At 74.0% G+C, this 18,482-nt stretch carries 18 protein-coding genes; 4 read left to right on the plus strand and 14 right to left on the minus strand.

The window, feature by feature from the left end; genetic code table 11:
* Window positions 1–14 precede the first annotated feature (14 nt).
* The 3 genes from ACYF6T_RS12865 to ACYF6T_RS12875 form a co-directional block, all read right to left on the minus strand.
* Window positions 15–1,295, minus strand: a complete 1,281-nt coding sequence (locus ACYF6T_RS12865; protein ID WP_461696055.1) for a ribonuclease D — start codon at window positions 1,293–1,295, stop codon at window positions 15–17.
* Window positions 1,296–1,546: 251 nt separating this feature from the next.
* Complete coding sequence (locus ACYF6T_RS12870) at window positions 1,547–2,206, minus strand: helix-turn-helix transcriptional regulator (protein ID WP_461696056.1); 660 nt, start codon at window positions 2,204–2,206, stop codon at window positions 1,547–1,549.
* A gap of 240 nt (window positions 2,207–2,446) precedes the next feature.
* The gene (locus ACYF6T_RS12875; protein ID WP_461696058.1) at window positions 2,447–3,115 is read right to left on the minus strand and encodes a DUF3000 domain-containing protein; all 669 of its coding nucleotides are present in this window, start codon (window positions 3,113–3,115) and stop codon (window positions 2,447–2,449) included.
* A gap of 95 nt (window positions 3,116–3,210) precedes the next feature.
* On the opposite strand from ACYF6T_RS12875, the gene hemE reads away from it, so the two are divergent.
* Window positions 3,211–4,269, plus strand: a complete 1,059-nt coding sequence (gene hemE, locus ACYF6T_RS12880) for a uroporphyrinogen decarboxylase (RefSeq protein ID WP_461696059.1) — start codon at window positions 3,211–3,213, stop codon at window positions 4,267–4,269.
* A gap of 1 nt (window position 4,270) precedes the next feature.
* Here hemE and ACYF6T_RS12885 read toward each other — a convergent pair whose 3' ends face one another.
* Window positions 4,271–5,098 (minus strand): rhomboid family intramembrane serine protease, encoded by an 828-nt coding sequence (locus ACYF6T_RS12885; RefSeq protein WP_461696060.1) that lies wholly within the window; start codon window positions 5,096–5,098, stop codon window positions 4,271–4,273.
* A 125-nt stretch (window positions 5,099–5,223) separates the two neighbouring features.
* Between ACYF6T_RS12885 and ACYF6T_RS12890 the strand changes: the two genes are divergently transcribed.
* Window positions 5,224–5,547 (plus strand): hypothetical protein, encoded by a 324-nt coding sequence (locus ACYF6T_RS12890; protein WP_461696061.1) that lies wholly within the window; start codon window positions 5,224–5,226, stop codon window positions 5,545–5,547.
* 78 nt (window positions 5,548–5,625) lie between these two features.
* Here the strand turns inward: ACYF6T_RS12890 and ACYF6T_RS12895 are convergent, their stop codons facing one another.
* Both ACYF6T_RS12895 and ACYF6T_RS12900 read right to left on the minus strand, forming a co-directional pair.
* Window positions 5,626–7,014: an FAD-dependent oxidoreductase gene (locus ACYF6T_RS12895; RefSeq protein ID WP_461696063.1), complete on the minus strand. Its 1,389-nt coding sequence runs from the start codon at window positions 7,012–7,014 to the stop codon at window positions 5,626–5,628.
* Window positions 7,015–7,041: 27 nt separating this feature from the next.
* Complete coding sequence (locus tag ACYF6T_RS12900; RefSeq protein WP_461696065.1) at window positions 7,042–8,022, minus strand: DUF4349 domain-containing protein; 981 nt, start codon at window positions 8,020–8,022, stop codon at window positions 7,042–7,044.
* 156 nt (window positions 8,023–8,178) lie between these two features.
* Between ACYF6T_RS12900 and hemG the strand changes: the two genes are divergently transcribed.
* Together hemG and hemQ are read left to right on the plus strand one after the other, a co-directional pair.
* Window positions 8,179–9,633 (plus strand): protoporphyrinogen oxidase, encoded by a 1,455-nt coding sequence (hemG, locus tag ACYF6T_RS12905; protein ID WP_461696067.1) that lies wholly within the window; start codon window positions 8,179–8,181, stop codon window positions 9,631–9,633.
* 5 nt (window positions 9,634–9,638) lie between these two features.
* Window positions 9,639–10,370 (plus strand): hydrogen peroxide-dependent heme synthase, encoded by a 732-nt coding sequence (gene hemQ, locus ACYF6T_RS12910; protein WP_461696068.1) that lies wholly within the window; start codon window positions 9,639–9,641, stop codon window positions 10,368–10,370.
* Here hemQ and ACYF6T_RS12915 read toward each other — a convergent pair whose 3' ends face one another.
* From ACYF6T_RS12915 to ACYF6T_RS12950, 8 genes are all read right to left on the minus strand, one after another.
* Window positions 10,371–11,975 (minus strand): alpha/beta hydrolase, encoded by a 1,605-nt coding sequence (locus ACYF6T_RS12915; protein ID WP_461696070.1) that lies wholly within the window; start codon window positions 11,973–11,975, stop codon window positions 10,371–10,373.
* 115 nt (window positions 11,976–12,090) lie between these two features.
* On the minus strand, window positions 12,091–12,867 hold the full coding sequence (locus tag ACYF6T_RS12920) for a TIGR04222 domain-containing membrane protein (protein ID WP_461696072.1): 777 nt from the start codon (window positions 12,865–12,867) through the stop codon (window positions 12,091–12,093).
* Window positions 12,868–13,000: 133 nt separating this feature from the next.
* A complete protein-coding gene (locus ACYF6T_RS12925; protein WP_461696073.1) occupies window positions 13,001–13,771 on the minus strand; it encodes a DUF4142 domain-containing protein in 771 nt (256 codons plus the stop codon).
* Window positions 13,772–13,887: 116 nt separating this feature from the next.
* Window positions 13,888–15,603: an MbnB/TglH/ChrH family RiPP precursor modification enzyme gene (locus tag ACYF6T_RS12930; protein WP_461696075.1), complete on the minus strand. Its 1,716-nt coding sequence runs from the start codon at window positions 15,601–15,603 to the stop codon at window positions 13,888–13,890.
* Between the two features lie 117 nt (window positions 15,604–15,720).
* Complete coding sequence (locus ACYF6T_RS12935; protein ID WP_461696362.1) at window positions 15,721–16,509, minus strand: DUF4142 domain-containing protein; 789 nt, start codon at window positions 16,507–16,509, stop codon at window positions 15,721–15,723.
* Window positions 16,510–16,660: 151 nt separating this feature from the next.
* Complete coding sequence (locus tag ACYF6T_RS12940) at window positions 16,661–17,374, minus strand: aminoacyl-tRNA hydrolase (protein ID WP_461696077.1); 714 nt, start codon at window positions 17,372–17,374, stop codon at window positions 16,661–16,663.
* 35 nt (window positions 17,375–17,409) lie between these two features.
* Complete coding sequence (locus ACYF6T_RS12945; protein ID WP_461696079.1) at window positions 17,410–17,589, minus strand: hypothetical protein; 180 nt, start codon at window positions 17,587–17,589, stop codon at window positions 17,410–17,412.
* An 18-nt stretch (window positions 17,590–17,607) separates the two neighbouring features.
* Window positions 17,608–18,450, minus strand: a complete 843-nt coding sequence (locus ACYF6T_RS12950; protein ID WP_461696080.1) for a polysaccharide deacetylase family protein — start codon at window positions 18,448–18,450, stop codon at window positions 17,608–17,610.
* Window positions 18,451–18,482: the final 32 nt, after the last annotated feature.

Raw genomic sequence — 18,482 nt, forward strand, 5'->3', positions numbered from 1 at the left:
GGCCGTGGCCGCGCTCACGCGGACAGGGCCGCCACCAGTACGGGCGTCACCTGCTCGACCTGCCAGGGCCGCGCACCGTAGCCCGCCAGCGCGGCCCCCACCGACTCGGCGTCCACCACCTTCGGCGGCTCCCAGCACACCCGCCGCACGGTGTCCGGCGTGATCAGGTTCTCCTGGGGCATGTTGAGCCGCTCGGCGAGAGCGGACACCCCGGCCCGCGCCGCCGACAGCCGCGCGGCCGCCGCCGGGTCCTTGTCGGCCCAGGCGCGCGGCGGCGGGGGCCCGGTGACGGGCTGCCCCGGCGCCGGCAGCTGCGCGTCGCTCAGCGCCTTCGCCCGGTCGACGGCGGCCTGCCACTGCTCCAGCTGCCGCCGCCCCATCCGGTGCCCGAACCCGCCCAGCGCGGCGAGGGCCTGCACGTTCCCCGGCAGGGCGAGCGCGGCCTCCACGATGGCCGCGTCCGACAGCACCTTGCCCGGCGACACGTCCCGCCGCTGCGCGATCCGGTCCCGCGTCTCCCACAGCTCCCGCACCACGGCGAGCTGCCGGCGCCGGCGCACCTTGTGCATCCCGGACGTCCGCCGCCAGGGGTCCTTGCGCGGCTCGGCCGGCGGCGCGGCGGCGATCGCGGCGAACTCCTGCCGCGCCCACTCCAGCTTGCCCTGCCGGTCCAGCTCCTTCTCCAGGGCGTCGCGCAGGTCGACGAGGAGCTCCACGTCCAGCGCCGCGTACCGCAGCCACGGCTCGGGCAGCGGACGGGTCGACCAGTCGACCGCGGAGTGCCCCTTCTCGAGGACGAAGCCGAGAACGCCCTCGACCATGGCGCCGAGGCCGACCCGGGGGAACCCGGCCAGCCGTCCGGCGAGCTCGGTGTCGAACAGCCGCGTCGGCACCATGCCTATCTCGCGCAGGCACGGCAGGTCCTGTGTGGCCGCGTGCAGCACCCACTCCGTGTCGGCGAGCGCCGCGCCGAGCCCGGAGAGGTCGGGGCAGGCCACGGGGTCGATCAGCGCGGTGCCGGCGCCCTCGCGGCGCAGCTGGACCAGGTAGGCGCGCTGGCCGTACCGGTAGCCGGAGGCGCGCTCGGCGTCGACGGCGACGGGGCCGGAACCGGCCGCGAACGCGGCGGTCACCTCGGCGAGCGCGTCCGCGTCGGCGATCACCGGCGGAATGCCCTCGCGCGGCTCCAGCAAAGGAATCGGCGCCCCGGTGTCAGTAGATCCGCCGTCGTCCGGAGGGGCGCCTCCGGTGGTTCGCAGTGAGATGTCTGCTGCGGTCTCTTGGGCGTCGGTCACCTGTCAAGGGTATCCGTGTATGGACAGCGCCCGCCGACGTAACGTTCCGTCGACGGGCGCCTGGGGGTCGTAAACCAGTCAGCTCGGTGAAACATCCGGTTCACGACGAGGGGGGAGGGCGAACGGGGATCGGCGGCCGATCCTGTTCACGGCTGTGAATATCCGGGGCGGGCGAGAACGAGAAGGGGTCGGTGCGGGGCGGGTGTCAGTGGACGCGGTGCATCCAGCGGGTGCGGGTGGTCTCGGCGGATTCAGTGGATGATGCCGGTGCGCAGGGCCACGGCGACCATGCCGGCCCGGTCGCCGGTGCCGAGCTTGCGGGCGATGCGGGCGAGGTGGCTCTTCACGGTCAGCGCGGACAGGCCCATGGAGACGCCGATGGCCTTGTTCGACTGGCCCTCGGCGACCAGGCGCAACACCTCGACCTCACGGCCGGACAGCTCGCGGTAGCCGCCCGGGTGGCTCGGGGCACCCGGGGGGCGGCGGTGCATACGGGCGGCGGCGCCGAGGGGGGCGGCGCCCGGCCGGGTGGGGAGCCCGACGTTGGTGCGGGTGCCGGTGACGACGTAGCCCTTGACGCCGCCGGCGAGGGCGTTGCGGACGGCGCCGATGTCGTCGGCGGCGGAGAGGGCGAGTCCGTTGGGCCAGCCCGCGGCCCGGGTCTCCGACAGGAGGGTGAGGCCGGAGCCGTCGGGGAGGTGGACGTCGGCGACGCAGATGTCTCGGGGATTGCCGACGCGGGGTCTGGCCTCGGCGATGGAGGAGGCCTCGATGACGTCGCGCACACCGAGCGCCCACAGGTGGCGGGTGACGGTGGAGCGGACGCGCGGGTCGGCCACGACGACCATGGCGGTCGGCTTGTTGGGACGGTAGGCGACCAGGCTTGCGGGTTGCTCAAGGAGAACGGACACCAGGCCTCCTGGGGTGCGGGACGGCTTTGTAGGTCAAAGTCGTCTTCGGCACCAAACCTGCGGTCCTTTAGAGAAAGATCACGATTTAGTGAGTAACAATCCGTGCAATTCGGACGCGCGGTCGATCGTTCGGTGAACGAATCGGTCCGTTCGAGAGGCTGCTCTGACTGAAAGTGGCCGTATCGACAAAGAGACGGTCAACAAGGGAGACGGTCAGGAGCCCGTGTGGGTGACGGACGGCTAGCGCGACTGCGGGCCGCGCCGCTGCGGCAGCGTGACCACCGACGCGTCGCCGGGCCCGGCCGGCGGCAGACCGGCCACCTGCGCCAGCAGATCGCACCAGGAGGCCAGATGCGCCGCCGTGTCCGGGACGCCGCCCAGGCCCTCGCGGGGCGTCCAGGAGGCGCGGATCTCGATCTGCGAGGCGGCCGGGCGCTCTGCGAGACCGCCGAAGTAGTGCGAACTGGCCCGCGTGACCGTGCCGCTGGGCTCGCCGCACGACAGCCCGCGCGCCTGGAGCGCGCCGGTCAGCCACGACCAGCACACGTCCGGCAGCAGCGGGTCCGCGGCCATCTCCGGCTCCAGCTCCGCGCGCACCAGCGTCACCAGGCGGAAGGCGCCCCGCCAGGCGTCGTGGCCGTTCGGGTCGTGCAGCAGCACCAGGCGGCCGTCGGCCAGGTCCTGGTCGCCGTCGACGACCGTGGCCTCCAGCGCGTACGCGAACGGGGCGAGCCGCTGCGGGGCGCGCGTGGCCTCCACCTCGATCTGCGGGCGCAGCCGCGCCGCCCGAAGCGCCTCGACGGCAGCCCGGAAGGGCAGCGGAGCCGCACTGCTCGCATCCCCGTCCCCCTCCTTGGTGTCGTCCATTCCGTCAGCGCCGTCCGACAGTCGTCCCTGAGCCGCAGCCATGCGGGGAAGATTAAGGGGAACGGGGGCTTCGTGCAGGGCAAGACACCCCTTGGGGCGCGGCTTGGTCGCATCCCGCGTCGTGCGAGACTTTCCCCGTGAGCGCCATTGACACCCCGCAGCCGTCCGCGACGTACGACTCCGCCTTCCTGAAGGCGTGCCGGCGCGAGCCGGTGCCGCACACGCCCGTGTGGTTCATGCGCCAGGCCGGGCGCTCGCTGCCGGAGTACCGCAAGGTCCGCGAGGGCATCCCGATGCTCGAGTCCTGCATGCGGCCCGAGCTCGTCGCCGAGATCACCCTCCAGCCGGTGCGCCGGCACGGCGTCGACGCGGCGATCTACTACAGCGACATCGTCGTCCCGCTGAAGGCCATCGGCGTCGACCTCGACATCAAGCCCGGCGTCGGCCCCGTCGTCGCGCACCCGATCCGCACCCGCGCCGACCTGGCCCAGCTGCGCGACCTGACCCCCGAGGACGTCTCCTACGTCACCGAGGCGATCGGCCTGCTCACCCGCGAACTCGGCGCCACCCCGCTCATCGGATTCGCCGGCGCGCCTTTCACCCTCGCGAGTTACCTCGTCGAGGGCGGTCCGTCGCGCACGTACGAGAACGCCAAGGCGATGATGTACGGCGACCCGGAGCTGTGGGCCGATCTCCTCGACCGGCTCGCCGACATCACGGCCGCCTTCCTGAAGGTGCAGATCGAGGCCGGCGCCTCCGCCGTCCAGGTCTTCGACTCCTGGGTCGGCGCGCTCGCCCCGGCCGACTACCGGCGCTCGGTCATGCCCGCCTCGGCCAAGGTCTTCGACGCCGTCGCCGGGTACGGCGTGCCGCGCATCCACTTCGGCGTCGGCTCCGGCGAGCTGCTGAAGCTCATGGGCGAGGCCGGCGCGGACGTCGTCGGAGTCGACTGGCGCGTCCCCCTCGACGAGGCCGCCCGCCGGGTCGGCCCCGGCAAGGCGCTGCAGGGCAACCTCGATCCGACGGTCCTGTTCACCACCCCGGAGATCGTCGAGGCCAGGACGCGCGAGGTGCTGGACGCGGCGGCCGGTCTGGAGGGCCACGTCTTCAACCTCGGCCACGGCGTCCCGCCGAACACCGACCCGGACGCGCTCACCCGCCTCGCCGAGTACGTCCACACGCGGACCGCGCGCTGACCTACCAGGTGTGCCGGGGCCGGGCCCGCCTGCCGAACAGCAGGCCGCGCGGCTCCGGCGGCGGAGGTGTGCCGGGCTTGAGCGGCCAGGCCAGCAGCATGCCGGCGAGGAAGCCGACGACGTGCGCCGCGTACGCCACCGTGCCCGCGGAGGAGACGCCCTCGCCGGCCGAGTAGAACGCCTGCAGCACGAACCAGAAGCCCAGCACCAGCCAGGCCGGCAGTCTCAGCGGCAGGAAGACCAGGAACGGCACGAGGACCCACACCCTGGCCTTCGGATACAGCACGAGATAGGCGCCGAGGACGCCCGCGATGGCACCCGAGGCGCCGATCAGCGGGTCGGCGGAGTCGGCGTTGAGCAGCGCGAAGCCGTAGCCGGCCGCGTAGCCGCAGACGACGTAGAACAGCGCGAAGCGCACGTGCCCCATGCGGTCCTCGACGTTGTTGCCGAAGATCAGCAGGAAGAGCATGTTGCCCAGCAGGTGCAGCCAGCCGCCGTGCAGGAACATCGCGGTGAACACGGACACCGCGGGCGACTTGTCGTAGCCCGGCGGGGCCACCACACAGCCCACGTGGCCGGAGGCGCTCTGGCCGATCTCACCCGTGGGCACCAGCCGCGGCATCTGATGGTGGATCAACTCCCGCGGCACCGCCGCGTAGTGGTCCAGGAACGCTTGCAGATGGCACAGCTGCGACAGGCTGCTGTCGCCCGCCACGGAGCCGGCGAGGCCGGGCGTGAAGAGGAAGACGAAGAAGTTCGCGGCGATGAGCGCGTACGTCACCCAGGGGGTACGGCGCACCGGATTCACGTCATGGACGGGGATGACCACATCTCATTAGTGCCCCCGATGAGCTCGGCGAATCGGTGAACGCGGGCACGTGCGCGTGCGTATGACTCGTCAACCGCCCGCGGCGCGGGGAAGGCGGGTCGCGGGGACGACGTGAGGAACAGGCGATGAACGACCAAGTTACTCCCGCGATGCACGCGCTTCCGGACGGCGAGGCCGAGATCTCCCTCGTGGTCAGGCTCCCCTGGGAGGACGTGGCACGGCTCGGCCAGGAGGCCGGGCGGCTGGCTTCGCAGATGCAGCGGCCGGTGACCCTGGACGAGGCGGTGAGCCACCGGCTGCGCTCCACCCGGCCGGCCGCGGCGCACGCGAAGCCGGCGGGGGAGCAGCCGGTCGCCATGACGTCGACGGCGTCGGTGTCCTCCCTGCCGCCGCGGCCGCCGGCGGAGCAGGCGCGCCAGGCCATCGAGCGCATCAACGGGAGCGCGTGAGGTGTTGCGACGCAGGGGCGCGCGGGGCGGGCCGGCCGCGGGCACGTCGTGGCTGGTCGCGCGGTTCCCCGCGCCCCTTCAGATCGGCTGTCCCACCGCCTTCGCCGCCTTGCGGGCCGCCACCAGGACCGGATCCCAGACCGGTGAGAACGGCGGGGCGTAGCCCAGGTCCAGGGACGTCATCTGCTCCACCGTCATGCCGGCCGTCAGGGCGACGGCGGCGATGTCCACCCGCTTGGCCGCGCCCTCCCTGCCCACGATCTGCACGCCGAGCAGCCGTCCCGTCCGGCGCTCGGCGAGCATCTTCACCGTCATGGGGGAGGCACCGGGGTAGTAGCCCGCACGGCTCGTGGACTCGATGGTGACCGCCTCGAACTCCAGCCCCACCCTGCGCGCGTCCTTCTCACGCAGGCCCGTGCGGGCGATCTCCAGGTCGCACACCTTGCTGACCGCCGTGCCGACCACCCCCGGGAACGTCGCGTAGCCGCCGCCCACGTTGGTGCCGATGACCTGGCCGTGCTTGTTGGCGTGGGTGCCCAGGGCGATGTGGCGCTCCTGGCCGGAGACCAGGTCGAGGACCTCCACGCAGTCCCCGCCGGCCCAGATGTCCGTGTGGCCGCGCACCCGCATGGCGAGGTCGGTGAGGAGCCCGCGGTGGGTGCCCAGGGGGAGACCGGCGGCCTCGGCGAGGGCCGTCTCCGGGCGGACGCCGATGCCGAGGACGACCACGTCCGCCGGGTACTCGGCGTCCTCCGTGGCCACCGCGCGGACCCGGCCGTCCCCACCGGTGAGGATCTTGGTGACCGTGGCGTCGTTGACCATGGTGATGCCCAGGCCCTCCATGGCCTCGTGCACCAGGCGGCCCATGTCGGGGTCGAGGGTGGACATCGGCTCGCTGCCGCGGTTGACGACCGTCACCTCGTAGCCGCGGTTGATGAGCGCCTCGGCCATCTCCACGCCGATGTACCCGGCGCCGACCACGACGGCGCGACGGCCACGCGTGCGTGCCAGCGAGTCCAGCAGGGCCTGCCCGTCGTCCAGGGTCTGCACGCCGTGCACCCCGGGGGCGTCGGCGCCCGGCATGTCGGGACGGATCGGGCGGGCGCCCGTCGCGATCACCAGTTTGTCGTACGACGTCCAGGACTCGGCCCCGGAATCGACGTCACGCGCGCGTACCCGGCGGCTGGCCACGTCGATCTCCGTGACCTCGGTGCGCATGCGCAGGTCGATGTCCCGCGCGCGGTGCTCCTGCGGCGTACGGGCGATCAGCCGGTCGCGGTCGGGGACGTCGCCGCCCACCCAGTAGGGGATGCCGCACGCCGAGTAGGAGGTGAAGTGGCCCCGCTCGAAGGCCACGATCTCCAGTTCGCCGGGGCCTTTCAGACGGCGGGCCTGCGACGCCGCGGACATCCCCGCGGCGTCGCCGCCGATCACGACCAGTCGTTCCCTCGCAGCGCTCATGCTCATGCGAACACGCTACGGGGGCACGGCATTTCAGTCCTCCTCGCCGCTCTCCCGGGTACCGGACGCCTCCGGCGCCGGGCGCGCCGCCGGCAGCGGGCCGAGGGTGCTCATGGCGGGCGCCGGGGCCGGGCGGCGCGGCAGCCGGGGCCGCACCAGCCGCAGCCAGGCCAGCGCCAGCAGGGCCGCTACCGCGGCGAACGGGAGCACCGCGCCGAGGGCCACCGCCAGCCAGCGCAGCATCGTCACGAACGCGTCCCAGCCGCCCGCCAGCGCGTCCGCGAACCCGGGGCTGTCGTCGGCCGTGGCCTTCTTCACCGGCGTCTCGGACAGGGAGAGGGTGATCGTGGCCAGGCTGGTGCGGTCCTTCAGGGACGCCTGCCGGGCCAGCAGCGCCTCCAGATCGGCCTCCCGGCTGCTCAGCTCGCCCTCCAGCTCGACGACGTCGCTGAGCTTGGCCGCCCGGTCCATCAGCTCGCGCACCCGGGCCACGCTGGCCCGCTGCGACCGGATGCGGCTGTCCACGTCGACGATCTGGTCGGTGACGTCCTCGGCCTTCGCCGTGCGGTCCAGGAGCTTGCCCGTGCCCTGGAGGCCGGCGAGCACCTCGTCGTACTCGGCGACCGGCACGCGCAGCACCACGCGGGTGCGCTCGCGGCCCTTCTCGTCGCGGGTGGTGGTCTCGTCGCCGACGTACCCGCCGGCGTTCTCGGTGGTCGTGCGGGCCTCGTCGAGGGCCTTCGGCACGTCCTCGACCTGCACGGTCAGTGAGGCCGTGCGGATGATGCCGCCCGCCGTCGGCTTCGGTGTGCCGGACGCCCTGCGGCCCTGGGCGGCGCCGCCCGGACCGGCCTTCGCGTCGCTCTGGGCGGCCGCCTTGTCGGATCCGCCGCCGGCGTCGCTGCTGCTGTCGCTGCCGCCGCAGCCGGCCAGCAGCAGGGCCGAGGCCAGCAGCATCCCGGCCAGGGCCTGGACGGGGCGTGCGGAACGTCGTGCGGAACGTCGTGCGTGCATACGGGCTTCCCCCCGGGTGGTGACGACTGACGCTCCTTCGACGCCGGGTCCGGGCCGGACGTTTGGGCGCGGTGGTCCCGATGCGGTCACGGTCGGGACTCGGCAGGGCCACAGGGCCCTGGCGTGACTGTCGGTGGTGTCTGAGAGGGTGGAGCCATGAGCGGATCACGTACGGGTTCGGGGCACGTCGTCGTCATCGGGGCCGGCATCGCGGGCCTGGCCGCGGCGCACCGGCTGCTGGGACGCGGCGCGCGGGTGACCGTGCTGGAGGCGTCGGACCGGGTCGGCGGCAAGCTGCTGCCCGGCGAGATCGCGGGCGCCCGTGTCGACCTCGGCGCCGAGTCGATGCTGGCCCGCCGGCCGGAGGCGGTCGCCCTCGCCCGCGAGGTCGGACTCGCCGAGCGCCTGCAGCCGCCGGCCACCGCGACCGCCTCGATCTGGACCCGCGGCGCCCTGCGCCCCATGCCCAAGGGCCACGTCATGGGCGTCCCCGGCACCGCCTCCGCCCTGTCCGGCGTGCTGTCCGCGGAGGGCCTCGCCCGCATCGAGCGCGATGCCGACCTGCCCCGCACGGAGGTCGGGGACGACGTCGCCGTCGGCGAGTACGTGGCGGCCAGGGTGGGCCGCGAGGTGGTCGACCGCCTGGTGGAGCCCCTCCTGGGCGGCGTGTACGCGGGCGACGCCTACCGCATCTCGATGCGCTCGGCCGTCCCGCAGCTCTACCAGGCCGCGAAGACGCACACGTCCCTGACCGAGGCCGTCCGCGAGATCCAGAACAGGGCGGCAGCCCAGCAGCAGACCGGCCCGGTGTTCATGGGCATCGAGGGCGGCGTGGGGCAACTCCCGCTCGCCGTCGCGGAGTCGGTGCGCGCGGGGGGCGGCGAGATCCTCACCGGGACGCCGGCGACGGAGCTGCGCCGCGAGAGCCCCGGCGGCTGGCGGGTCACCGCCGGGGACCGGAGGCTGAGCGCCGACGCGGTCGTCGTCGCCGTGCCCGCGCCCGCCGCCGCGGCCCTGCTGCGCGCCGAGGCCCCGGCCGCCGCCGCCGAGCTCGCCGCCGTCGAGTACGCCTCCATGGCCCTGGTCACCCTCGCCTACCGCCGCGCCGACACCGACCTGCCCGCGGGCAGCGGCTTCCTCGTGCCGCCGGTCGACGGACGCACCATCAAGGCGTCGACGTTCGCCTCCCAGAAGTGGGGCTGGATCACCGACGCGAACCCGGACGTCGTCGTCCTGCGCACCTCGGTCGGACGGTTCGGTGAGACGGAGATCCTCCAGCGCGAGGACGCCGACCTGGTGGACGTCTCCCGCCGCGACCTGCGCGCGGCCACCGGCCTGGCCGCGCGCCCCCTCGACACCCGCGTCACCCGCTGGACCGACGGCCTGCCCCAGTACCCGGTCGGCCACCACGCGCGCGTGGCCCGCGTCCGCGAGCACGTCGCCAAGCTGCCCGGCCTCGCCGTGTGCGGCGCCCCGTACGACGGCGTCGGCATCCCGGCCTGCATCGCGAGCGCGTACGCGGCCGTGGACCAGCTCGGCGGAGACCCGAGCGGTGTGCAGGAGCTCACCGCCCACCCGGTGCAGTCGCTGCACGGAGGAGCAGGAGAATAAGGGACATGAGTGACGACGCCCCCACCACCGCCCCCGAGCGGATCCCGAACAAGGGCAAGCTGGCCAAGGACCTCAACGAGGTCATCCGCTACACCCTGTGGTCCGTCTTCAAGCTGAAGGACGTGCTCCCCGAGGACCGCGCGGGCTACGCCGACGAGGTCCAGGAGCTGTTCGACCAGCTCGCCGCGAAGGACGTGACGGTCCGCGGCACCTACGACGTCTCCGGCCTGCGCGCCGACGCGGACCTCATGATCTGGTGGCACGCGGAGACCAGCGACCAGCTCCAGGAGGCGTACAACCTCTTCCGCCGCACGAAGCTCGGCCGCTCCCTGGAGCCGGTCTGGTCGAACATGGCGCTGCACCGCCCCGCCGAGTTCAACCGCTCGCACATCCCGGCGTTCCTCGCCGACGAGACGCCGCGCGACTACGTCAGCGTGTACCCCTTCGTGCGCTCCTACGACTGGTACCTGCTGCCCGACGAGGACCGCCGCCGCATGCTCGCCGACCACGGCAAGATGGCCCGCGGCTACCCCGACGTCCGCGCCAACACGGTCGCCTCCTTCTCCCTCGGCGACTACGAGTGGATCCTCGCCTTCGAGGCCGACGAGCTGTACCGCATCGTCGACCTCATGCGCCACCTGCGCGGCTCGGAGGCCCGCCAGCACGTGCGCGAGGAGGTCCCCTTCTTCACCGGCCGCCGCAAGGACGTCGCCGAGCTGGTCGCGGGCCTGGCCTGATCACCGGCCGCGCCGGTCGGCCGCCGTGTGCGGACGGCTCACCGGCGCGGGCTCCGGGTGCGGTGCGCAGGCGGCGCGCCGCACCGGCAGCCGGCCCTCCAGGAGGTAGGCGTCCAGGTAGCCGTTGACGCACCGGTTCGGTCCGCCCGCGACGCCGTGCGTGCCGGCGTCCCGCTCGGTCACCAGCACCGAACCCGACAGCCGCCGCTGCAGTTCCAGCGCCCCCTCGTAGGGCGCGGCCGCGTCCCGCTCCGCCGCCAGGATCAGTGTCGGCGGCAGCTCACCGGGCCCGGTGCGCACGTCCAGGGGCCGCTGCCGCGGCGCCGTCCAGTACGCGCAGGGCAGGTTCATCCACACGTTGTCCCACGTCTCGAACGGCGCCACCCGCGCCAGCCGCGTGTTGTCCCGGTCCCAGACCCGGAAGTCCGTCGGCCAGGGCGCGTCGTTGCACTCGACGGCCGTGTACACCGCGCTGGAGTTCTCCGCCTCGGCCGCCGCCTCCGCGACCGGCGCCGCCTGCGCGATCAGCTGCTTCGGGTTGCCCTTGAGGTACTCCGACAGCGCCTCGGCGCGGTGCGGCCAGTAGTCGTCGTAGTACCCGGCGGTCAGGAACGCGTTCTGCAACTGCCCCGGCCCCACCCTGCCGCCCGCCGGCTCGGCCGCGAGCTGAGCGGCGGCCCGGTCGTAGCTGCCCTGCACCGCCTCCGCCGTCGCCCCCAGCCCGTACACGTCGTCGTGCCGGGCCACCCACTCCCGGAAGTCCGCCCAGCGGCCCTCGAACGCGGCCGACTGGCCGAGGTTGTTGCGGTACCAGACCTGCTCCGGGTCGGGGTTCACCGCCGAGTCGAACACCATCCGCCGCACGTGCGAGGGGAACAGCGTCGCGTACAGTGCCCCGAAGTAGGTGCCGTACGACGCGCCCATGAACGTCAGCTTCTCCTCGCCCAGCGCCGCCCGCAGCACGTCCAGGTCACGGGCGTTGTTGAGGGAGGTGTAGTACCGCAGCGCACGGCCCGCGCGCCGGGCGCACCCGCGCGCGTACGCCTTCGCCTGCGCGATGCGCTCCTTCTTGTACGACGGTGAGGGGTACGTCGGCGACAGCGACGGCGCCTTGAAGAACTGCTTGGGGTCCTCGCACGACAGCGGCGCCGAGCGGCCGACGCCGCGCGGGGAGTAGCCGACGAGGTCGTAGGCCGAGCCGATCCGCTTCCACCCGGGCAGCAGCCCGACGAGCGGGAAGTAGAGGCCGTCGCCGCCCGGGCCGCCCGGGTTGTAGACCAGCGAGCCCTGCCGGGGCACCCGGCGCTTGCTGTTGTGCGGGTCCGTGTGCGTGGCCCGCACCCTGCTGACCGTCAGCTTGATCTGCTGGCCGTCGGGGCGCGCGTAGTCGAGCGGGACGGACACCGTGCCGCACTGGAGGGCGCCCGGCAGGTCCTGCGCGTCGGCGCACCTGCCCCAGTCGACGCCGGCGCTCGCGGCGTGCGCGGCGGCGACCGCCGTACCGCGCGCCTCGGCCACCGCGCCGGGCGCGCCGTCGGCCGGCGCGGCGGCGAGGGTGGTCAGCAGCAAGGATCCGGCGGCCGTGTAGAGGGCGGGGGCTCTCATCGCGTGTCCCTTCGGTGCGCGGCAGCGACAAAAGGGATGTTTGGTTCGCGTGATGAGGAAGGCAAGCACCGCCCGGCCGGTGTCGCGGCCAATGCCTCCGTGCGCCCCCGGGGTGCTATTCGCGCCAGGGCTGTTCGCGATGGGCGAAGGCCGCGCGCAGGTCCGGTTCGCCGACCGCGCGCACACCGCGCACGGCGACGGAGGCGAGGGAGGCGCGGTCGCCGCCGTCGGCCGCGCGCCGGGCCACCGCGCTCAGCAGACGCTGCCCGGCGGGGGAGGCCCAGCGCGAGTACGGGTGGACCTCGACGCGGGCGATGGCCAGACAGCTCAGGGCGAGCGTGAGGGGCAGCGCGAACCAGAGGGCGACCAGGGTGCGGGGCATGCCGCCCCCGGCGGGCATCAGCAGCGCGGTCGCGCCGAGCGCCACGACGGCCGCCGCCGCGAGCCGCACCCGGCGGATGTCGGCCGCGATACCGCTGCCGTCCGGCACGGCGAGACCCGCGCTGACCAGCCGGTCGGCGAGCCGGCCCACCGCGTCGGCGGTGGCCGCGGCGGCCCGTACCGGGGCGACGCGGCTCTGCCCCTCCGGCCCGATGGCGCCGATCACCGAGCGCTCCATGTCGTCCCGGCCGCGCGGGTCGACGACCGTCGCCCAGCCGGTGTGGGCCAGCAGCAGGCGGTGCTGGCGGGCCATGGAGACCATGGTCAGGTCGGCGACCCGGCGCGGCCCGCCGGAGAGGAACGCGGCCTCGTAGAGGGTCAGATCGTGCTCGTGGGCAGCCGCCTCGGCGCCCGTGCCGACGGCCGCCGCGCGGACGGCGGCCAGGCACAGCCGGGTGCAGGCCGTTCCGGCGACGGCCCAGGCCGGCAGCAGGAGAAGGACCCAGAACATGCCGCGTTTCTATGCCAAGGGCTCCGTGCGACGCCATGCCTTGTTCACCATCCGGACGGAGCGTTGCGGGTATGTGACGTTCCGCTTGGCCGAAAACCACGGCAGAGACAGCAGCCGGTGAGGGTGGCAAGGGCTACGGCGGTGGGCTGGACGCGGCCGGCGGCAGCGCGTACGTCGCGGACGCCGACGGCGTGACGGGCACGGCCGTTCCCGGGTCGCTGGTCGGGCCGGGTGGTGCGGGCGAGGCGGTGAGCGGGGGAGTGCTGTCCGCCGCGAGGCCCTCGGCGAGGGCGTCCCAGTCGACGTACCCCGTGGCCTCCAGGATCTTGATGTGGTCCAGGACGGTGGTGTTGGCGTCGTCGGCGAGCTCGCGCACCAGCGAGTTGCGGGTGCTCGCGCGGACCTGGGCGACGAGGGAGAACACCTTGCCGTGCGCGAGGCGCAGGATGTTGGCGAACTCGCGGTCGTAGTCGGTGCCCTGGGCCGCGGTCAGCTCCCGGAGCCAGCCCTGCTGCTGGGCGTTGGGTTCGTTGGGCAGGGCGAGTCCGAGCTTGGCGGCGACGTCGCGCACCCGCTGGTCGAGGAACATGTGCCCGCCGACGAGGTGTTCGCCGGCCGTCCGTACGGCGTCGGTGGTGCCCTTCTGCTCCGCCTGCTGCCCGGCGGGCAGTTCCCACAGCCCCGCCAGCCGGACCTTGGTGATGAACTCGCGGTCGAGGCCGGACAGCGGTCCGTACCGGGTCGACACGGTCTGGGCGTTGAGCACGCTGACGCCCGTCCCGGACCGGTCGGCGTAGGACCAGATCGGGAAGGCCACCGCGAGGACGGTGGCCGTCAGGGCCGTGATGATGAGGCCCGTGCCACTGAATATGCCTCTGCCCTTGACCGGCGGTCGCGGTCGCATGGCGCCTCCTGCTCGCGGCACCGCACGCTGATGTGCTTCGTGTGCGGGAATGGCATATTACTGCGCGGTCTGTGCGGGACCGCCCACCGGCCGCCGCTCCCGGGGCGCGCTCCAGGTCACCGGTGCGGCAGCACCCGCCGGGCCGCCCGCGCGATCCGCACCCCCGGCCGCCGCGAGTACGGCACCGGACCCGACCGCTCCCGCCACCACGCGCGCACCTCCTGCCGCGCCGGCCCCTCGTCGAGCCGCCCGTCGCGCAGCAGGTACGCGGCGAAGTCCAGCGCGTCGCGCCGGTATCCGCCGCCCATCGGCTGCCGTTGGGCGTACGCCAGAAAGGCGGGCCGGTACTCCGCGCCGAGGATCTCCGGCAGTTCGGGCGCCACCTTGGCCACGACGTCGGCCCGCTTGCCGGCCAGCGCCCGCGCCTGCACCCCGATCCGCACCCGGTCGAACCCCTCCGGCACGGGCGTCCCGGCGACGAGGGCGGACAACAGCGCGGTCTGCGCCAACGCCACCCGCTGCCGCACCACATCAAGCCCCGCCGCCCCCGTCTCACCCCGCCCCGCCGTCCCGGACGCACCCCGCGCCGCCGTCCCGGACGCACCCCGCGCCGCGCCGTCCGTCTCGCGCCGTGCCGTGCTTTCCGGCTCTCGTCGCGCCGCCGTCCCCGTCCCACCTCGCGCCGCCGTCCCGGACGCATCCCGCGCCGTGCCTTCCGGCTCGCGCCGCACCGCCGTACCGGACGCATCCCGCGCCGTGCCTTCCGGCTCGCGCCGTGCCGTGCTTTCCGACTCCCGTCGCGCCGCCGTCCCCGTCTCGCCTCGCGCCGCTGTCCCGGACGCATCCCGCGCCGTGCCTTCCGGCTCGCACCGTGCCGTGCTTTGCGACTCCCGTCGCGCCGCCGTCCCCGTCTCACCCCGCGCCGCCGTCCCCGTCTCACCCCGCGCTGCCGTCCCCGACTCCCGCCGTGTCGTCGGCCCGCTCGTCTGTCGGGGTACGGCCTGTGCTCGTCCCTTCTCCACGGCTTTTCCGATCGATGTCAACTCGGCCTCCAAAGCAGCCGGTTGGGGGAAGTTGTCGTCCCTCTCCAGCAGTACGCCGGGCGGGGTCACCCGGGAGGCGAGGTCGGTCAGGATGTCGAGGACCGGCTGCGGGACCGGGTGGGCGTGGCTGTCGTGCCAGACGCCGTCGCGGGTGAAGCCGCCCGCGACATGGACGTACGCCAGGGCCTCCAGGGGGAGTTCGGCGAGCGCCCGGGCCGGGTCCTCGCCGCGGTTGACGTGGTTCGTGTGCAGGTTGGCCACGTCGACGAGCAGGCGCACGCCGGTGCGGTCGGCGAGGTCGTACAGGAACTGGCCCTCCGTCATCTCCTCGCCCGGCCAGGCCAGCAGCGCCGCGATGTTCTCCACGGCGAGCGGCACCGGCAGCGCGTCCTGGGCGATCCGGACGTTCTCGCACAGCACGTCCAGGGCGTCCCGGGTCCGCGGCACCGGCAGCAGGTGCCCCGCCTCCAGCCCGGGCGACGCGGTCAGCGCACCGCCCGCCCGTACGAACGCGATGTGCTCGGTGACCAGCGGCGACCGAAGCGCCTCCGCCCGCTCGGCGAGCGCGGCGAGCCGCCGCTCGTCGGGCCGGTCCGCGCCGCCGAGGCCGAGCGAGACGCCGTGCGGGACGACGGTCACCCCGCGCTCGCGCAGCCGCCGCAGCGAGTCGGGAAGGTGCCCGGGGCAGACGTTCTCGGCCACGACCTCGACCCAGTCGATGCCCGGCATGCGCTCCACCGCGTCGGCGATCTCCGGCCGCCACCCGATACCGGTCCCCAGTCGCTCCATGGCCCATCCCTCCCTGCCGTCCCCTCGGCGAACGTGAGGGGGGTATGGCCCCGGCGCCCCGCCCCGAACCTCGCACGGCCCTCCTTCAGAGCAACATTTGAGGTTCGGCGCCCCGGCTCAGCGCAGCACGCCCGCCGAGTCCACCGGATCGGGCCGGTCGGTGTTGACGGTGCCGGGCGCGCCCGGCGAGGGCCGCGAGGTGGTGCCGATCCGGCCGCTGGCCTCGGCCGCCGGGGCCGAGGGCGCCACCTGGCCGGGGACCGGCGCGGGCGGCCCGGTCGGGCTGGCGGTGGTCGTGGCGACCGCGTCGTTCGCGATGGCGTCGAAGTCGACCTTGCCGGTCTTCTCCAGGACCGTGATGTGGTCCAGGACGGTCTGGTTGGCGTCCGAGGCGAGCTGCCGTACGAGCGTGTTGCGGGTGGTGTTCCGCACGGCGCCGATGGCCGGGAAGATCTTGCCGTGCGCGGAGCGCAGCAGGTTCACGAACTTGTACTCGTACTCCGCGCCGCTCGCCGCCGTCATCTCCGCCAGCCACCCCTGCTGCTGCTCGTTGGGCTGGTTCGGCAGCTCGACGCCGAGCTGGGCGGCGACGATGCGCACCCGCTTGTCGAGGTCGGTGTGGCCGACGATCAGATGGTCGCCGGCCTCCTTGATCGCCTGGCTCGGCGCCCGCTCGATCGCCTGCTGCCCGGCCGGCAGCTCCCACAGCCCCGCCAGCCGCACCCGCACGATCAGATCCCGGTCGGCGGCCGTCAGCGGACCCCACTGGGTGTTCACGGTGCCCGCGGCCACGTTGGCCTGGCCGGTGCCCGACCGGTCGGCGTACGACCACACGGGGAAGGCCACCGCGCCGACGGTGGTGACCAGGGTCGCGACGAGGAACGCCGTACCGTTGACACGCCTGATTCCCAAAGGTGCCTCCCGGATGAGGACCGGCCGGACGTCGGCCGGTGATGCTTGGCCGGCGCCAGGGGGTACGCGCGGGAGGAAGCCGATGTTCAAGCAACGGGCAAGAAACTAAACGGAAGGCAAAGTCGTGCGGGGTGGGGCGGGCGCGTCAGCGCCGCAGCGCCGGATGCTCGGCGACCACCGTGCAGGAGCCGGGCGCGATCTCGGTGAACCCCGCGTCCCGCACCAACGGCAGCCCGCCCGCCGTCAGTTCGCCCCAGCGCCCGGGATCGGCGGTCCGCACGGCCAGCGGGAACCCCGCCTCGCGCCAGGCGGCCCGCTCCTCCTCCGACAGCTCCCACCAGGCCAGTTGGGCGCCGTGACCGGCCTGGGCCATCGCCTTGCCGGCGGACATGCCGAGCCCGGGGTTCAGCCACAGCACGGGCGTGCCCGGCTCCGCGGGGGCCGGCGGCTCGGGGTCGTCCAGGTCGGTGCCGGAGACCTGCAGCCGGGCCAGGTCCTTCGGCCACCCGTCGAGCGGCACCGGCGGAAACACCCGCACCTCGGCCGACTTCCCCGTCACGGTGATCCCGGGCAGCGCCTCGGCCCGCCGCCACTCGGCGCCCCGGGCCCGCCGTACGACCTTGCGAATCCGCGCGTCCTGCCAGTCGCGCACGGCCGCGGCCCACTCCCCGTCCCCGGCCGACCGCTCGTCGGCGAGCAGGACGAGCACGGCCCGGGCGGCGGTCTCCAGGGCGTCGGTCCGCGCGGGCGGGGCCGCCTTCTCGATCCGCACGACGAGGGGCAGGACGAACTGCGGTGCCTCGTCACGCGCGGTGCGCTCGGCGCGGAAAGGACTGTCACTGGTGGAATCGACACTCACACCGGCCCACCCTAAAGGGCCCCGCCGGCCGGCCCTCACCCCGAGCAGGCGGTGCGCTGTGCCTCCTGCCACTCGCAGACCGGGCAGAGCGTGATCCCTTTGTACGACTCCGGGTACTCCGTCGGCTCCCGGCACAGCACGCACTCCGCGTAGCGCGGCCCGTCCGCTTTCGGTGCCCTGGTCGCGTCGGCCAGGCAGTGGTCTTCCTCGCTCATGCCTCCAGCGTAGGCCGCTCACCGCCGGGTGCCCGTGGCCGCGATCAGCTCGGACACCTTCACGAACCGGAAGCCCTTGCGGCGCAGTTCCGGCACGATCGTGCGCACCGCCCGCTCGGTCACCGGCGCTGCGCTGCGCGTGCAGTGCATGACGACGACCGACCCCGGCCGCACGCCCTCCAGCACCTGCCGGGCCACCGCGTCGGCGTCGGTGGCGAACGCGTCCCCGCTCACCACGTCCCACTGCACGGCGGTGACCCCGGTCGCGGTCAGGGCCTTGAGCGCCTGCCGGTCGTAACAGCCGCCGGGGAAGCGGAAGTACGGCATCGCGTCCGGCACGCCCGCCCCGCGGAACGCCGCGTACGCCCGCTCCACGTCCGCGCGCATCCGGTCGGCGGCGACCGTCGGCAGGCCGTAGCAGTCGCCGGTGAAGGCGTAGTGGCTGTAGGAGTGGTTCGCGATCTCGAAGAGCGGGTCCCGCCCGATGGACCGGGCCTGCACGGGGTACTGGTCGGCCCACCGGCCGGTCATGAACACGGTCGCCGGCACCTTCAGCGCCCGCAGCGTGGCGATGAGCTGCGGATTGTCGAAGCGTTCGCCGGACGCGGCCCGGTTGCCTTCGTCGGCGGTCATGTCGGCGTCGAAGGTGAGCGCCACCGTCCTGCTCCCCGTGCGGGGGCCGTGGCGGAAGACCGGGGTGAGACCGGCGGGGCCCGGCGCGAGGGTCGGGGCGGCCGGGGTCGCCGAGGAGGGCGCCGGGCGGGCCGGGTGCGGGGCGCGCGGGGCCTGCGGGGTGCCGCAGGAGGTGAGGGCTACGGCGAGGGCGCCGAGGGCGGCGAGACGTCGTACGGGAGTGATCATCGTACGACGGTATGGCGGTAAATAGGACTAAT

Source organism: Streptomyces sp. 7R007 (genome assembly GCF_054850255.1).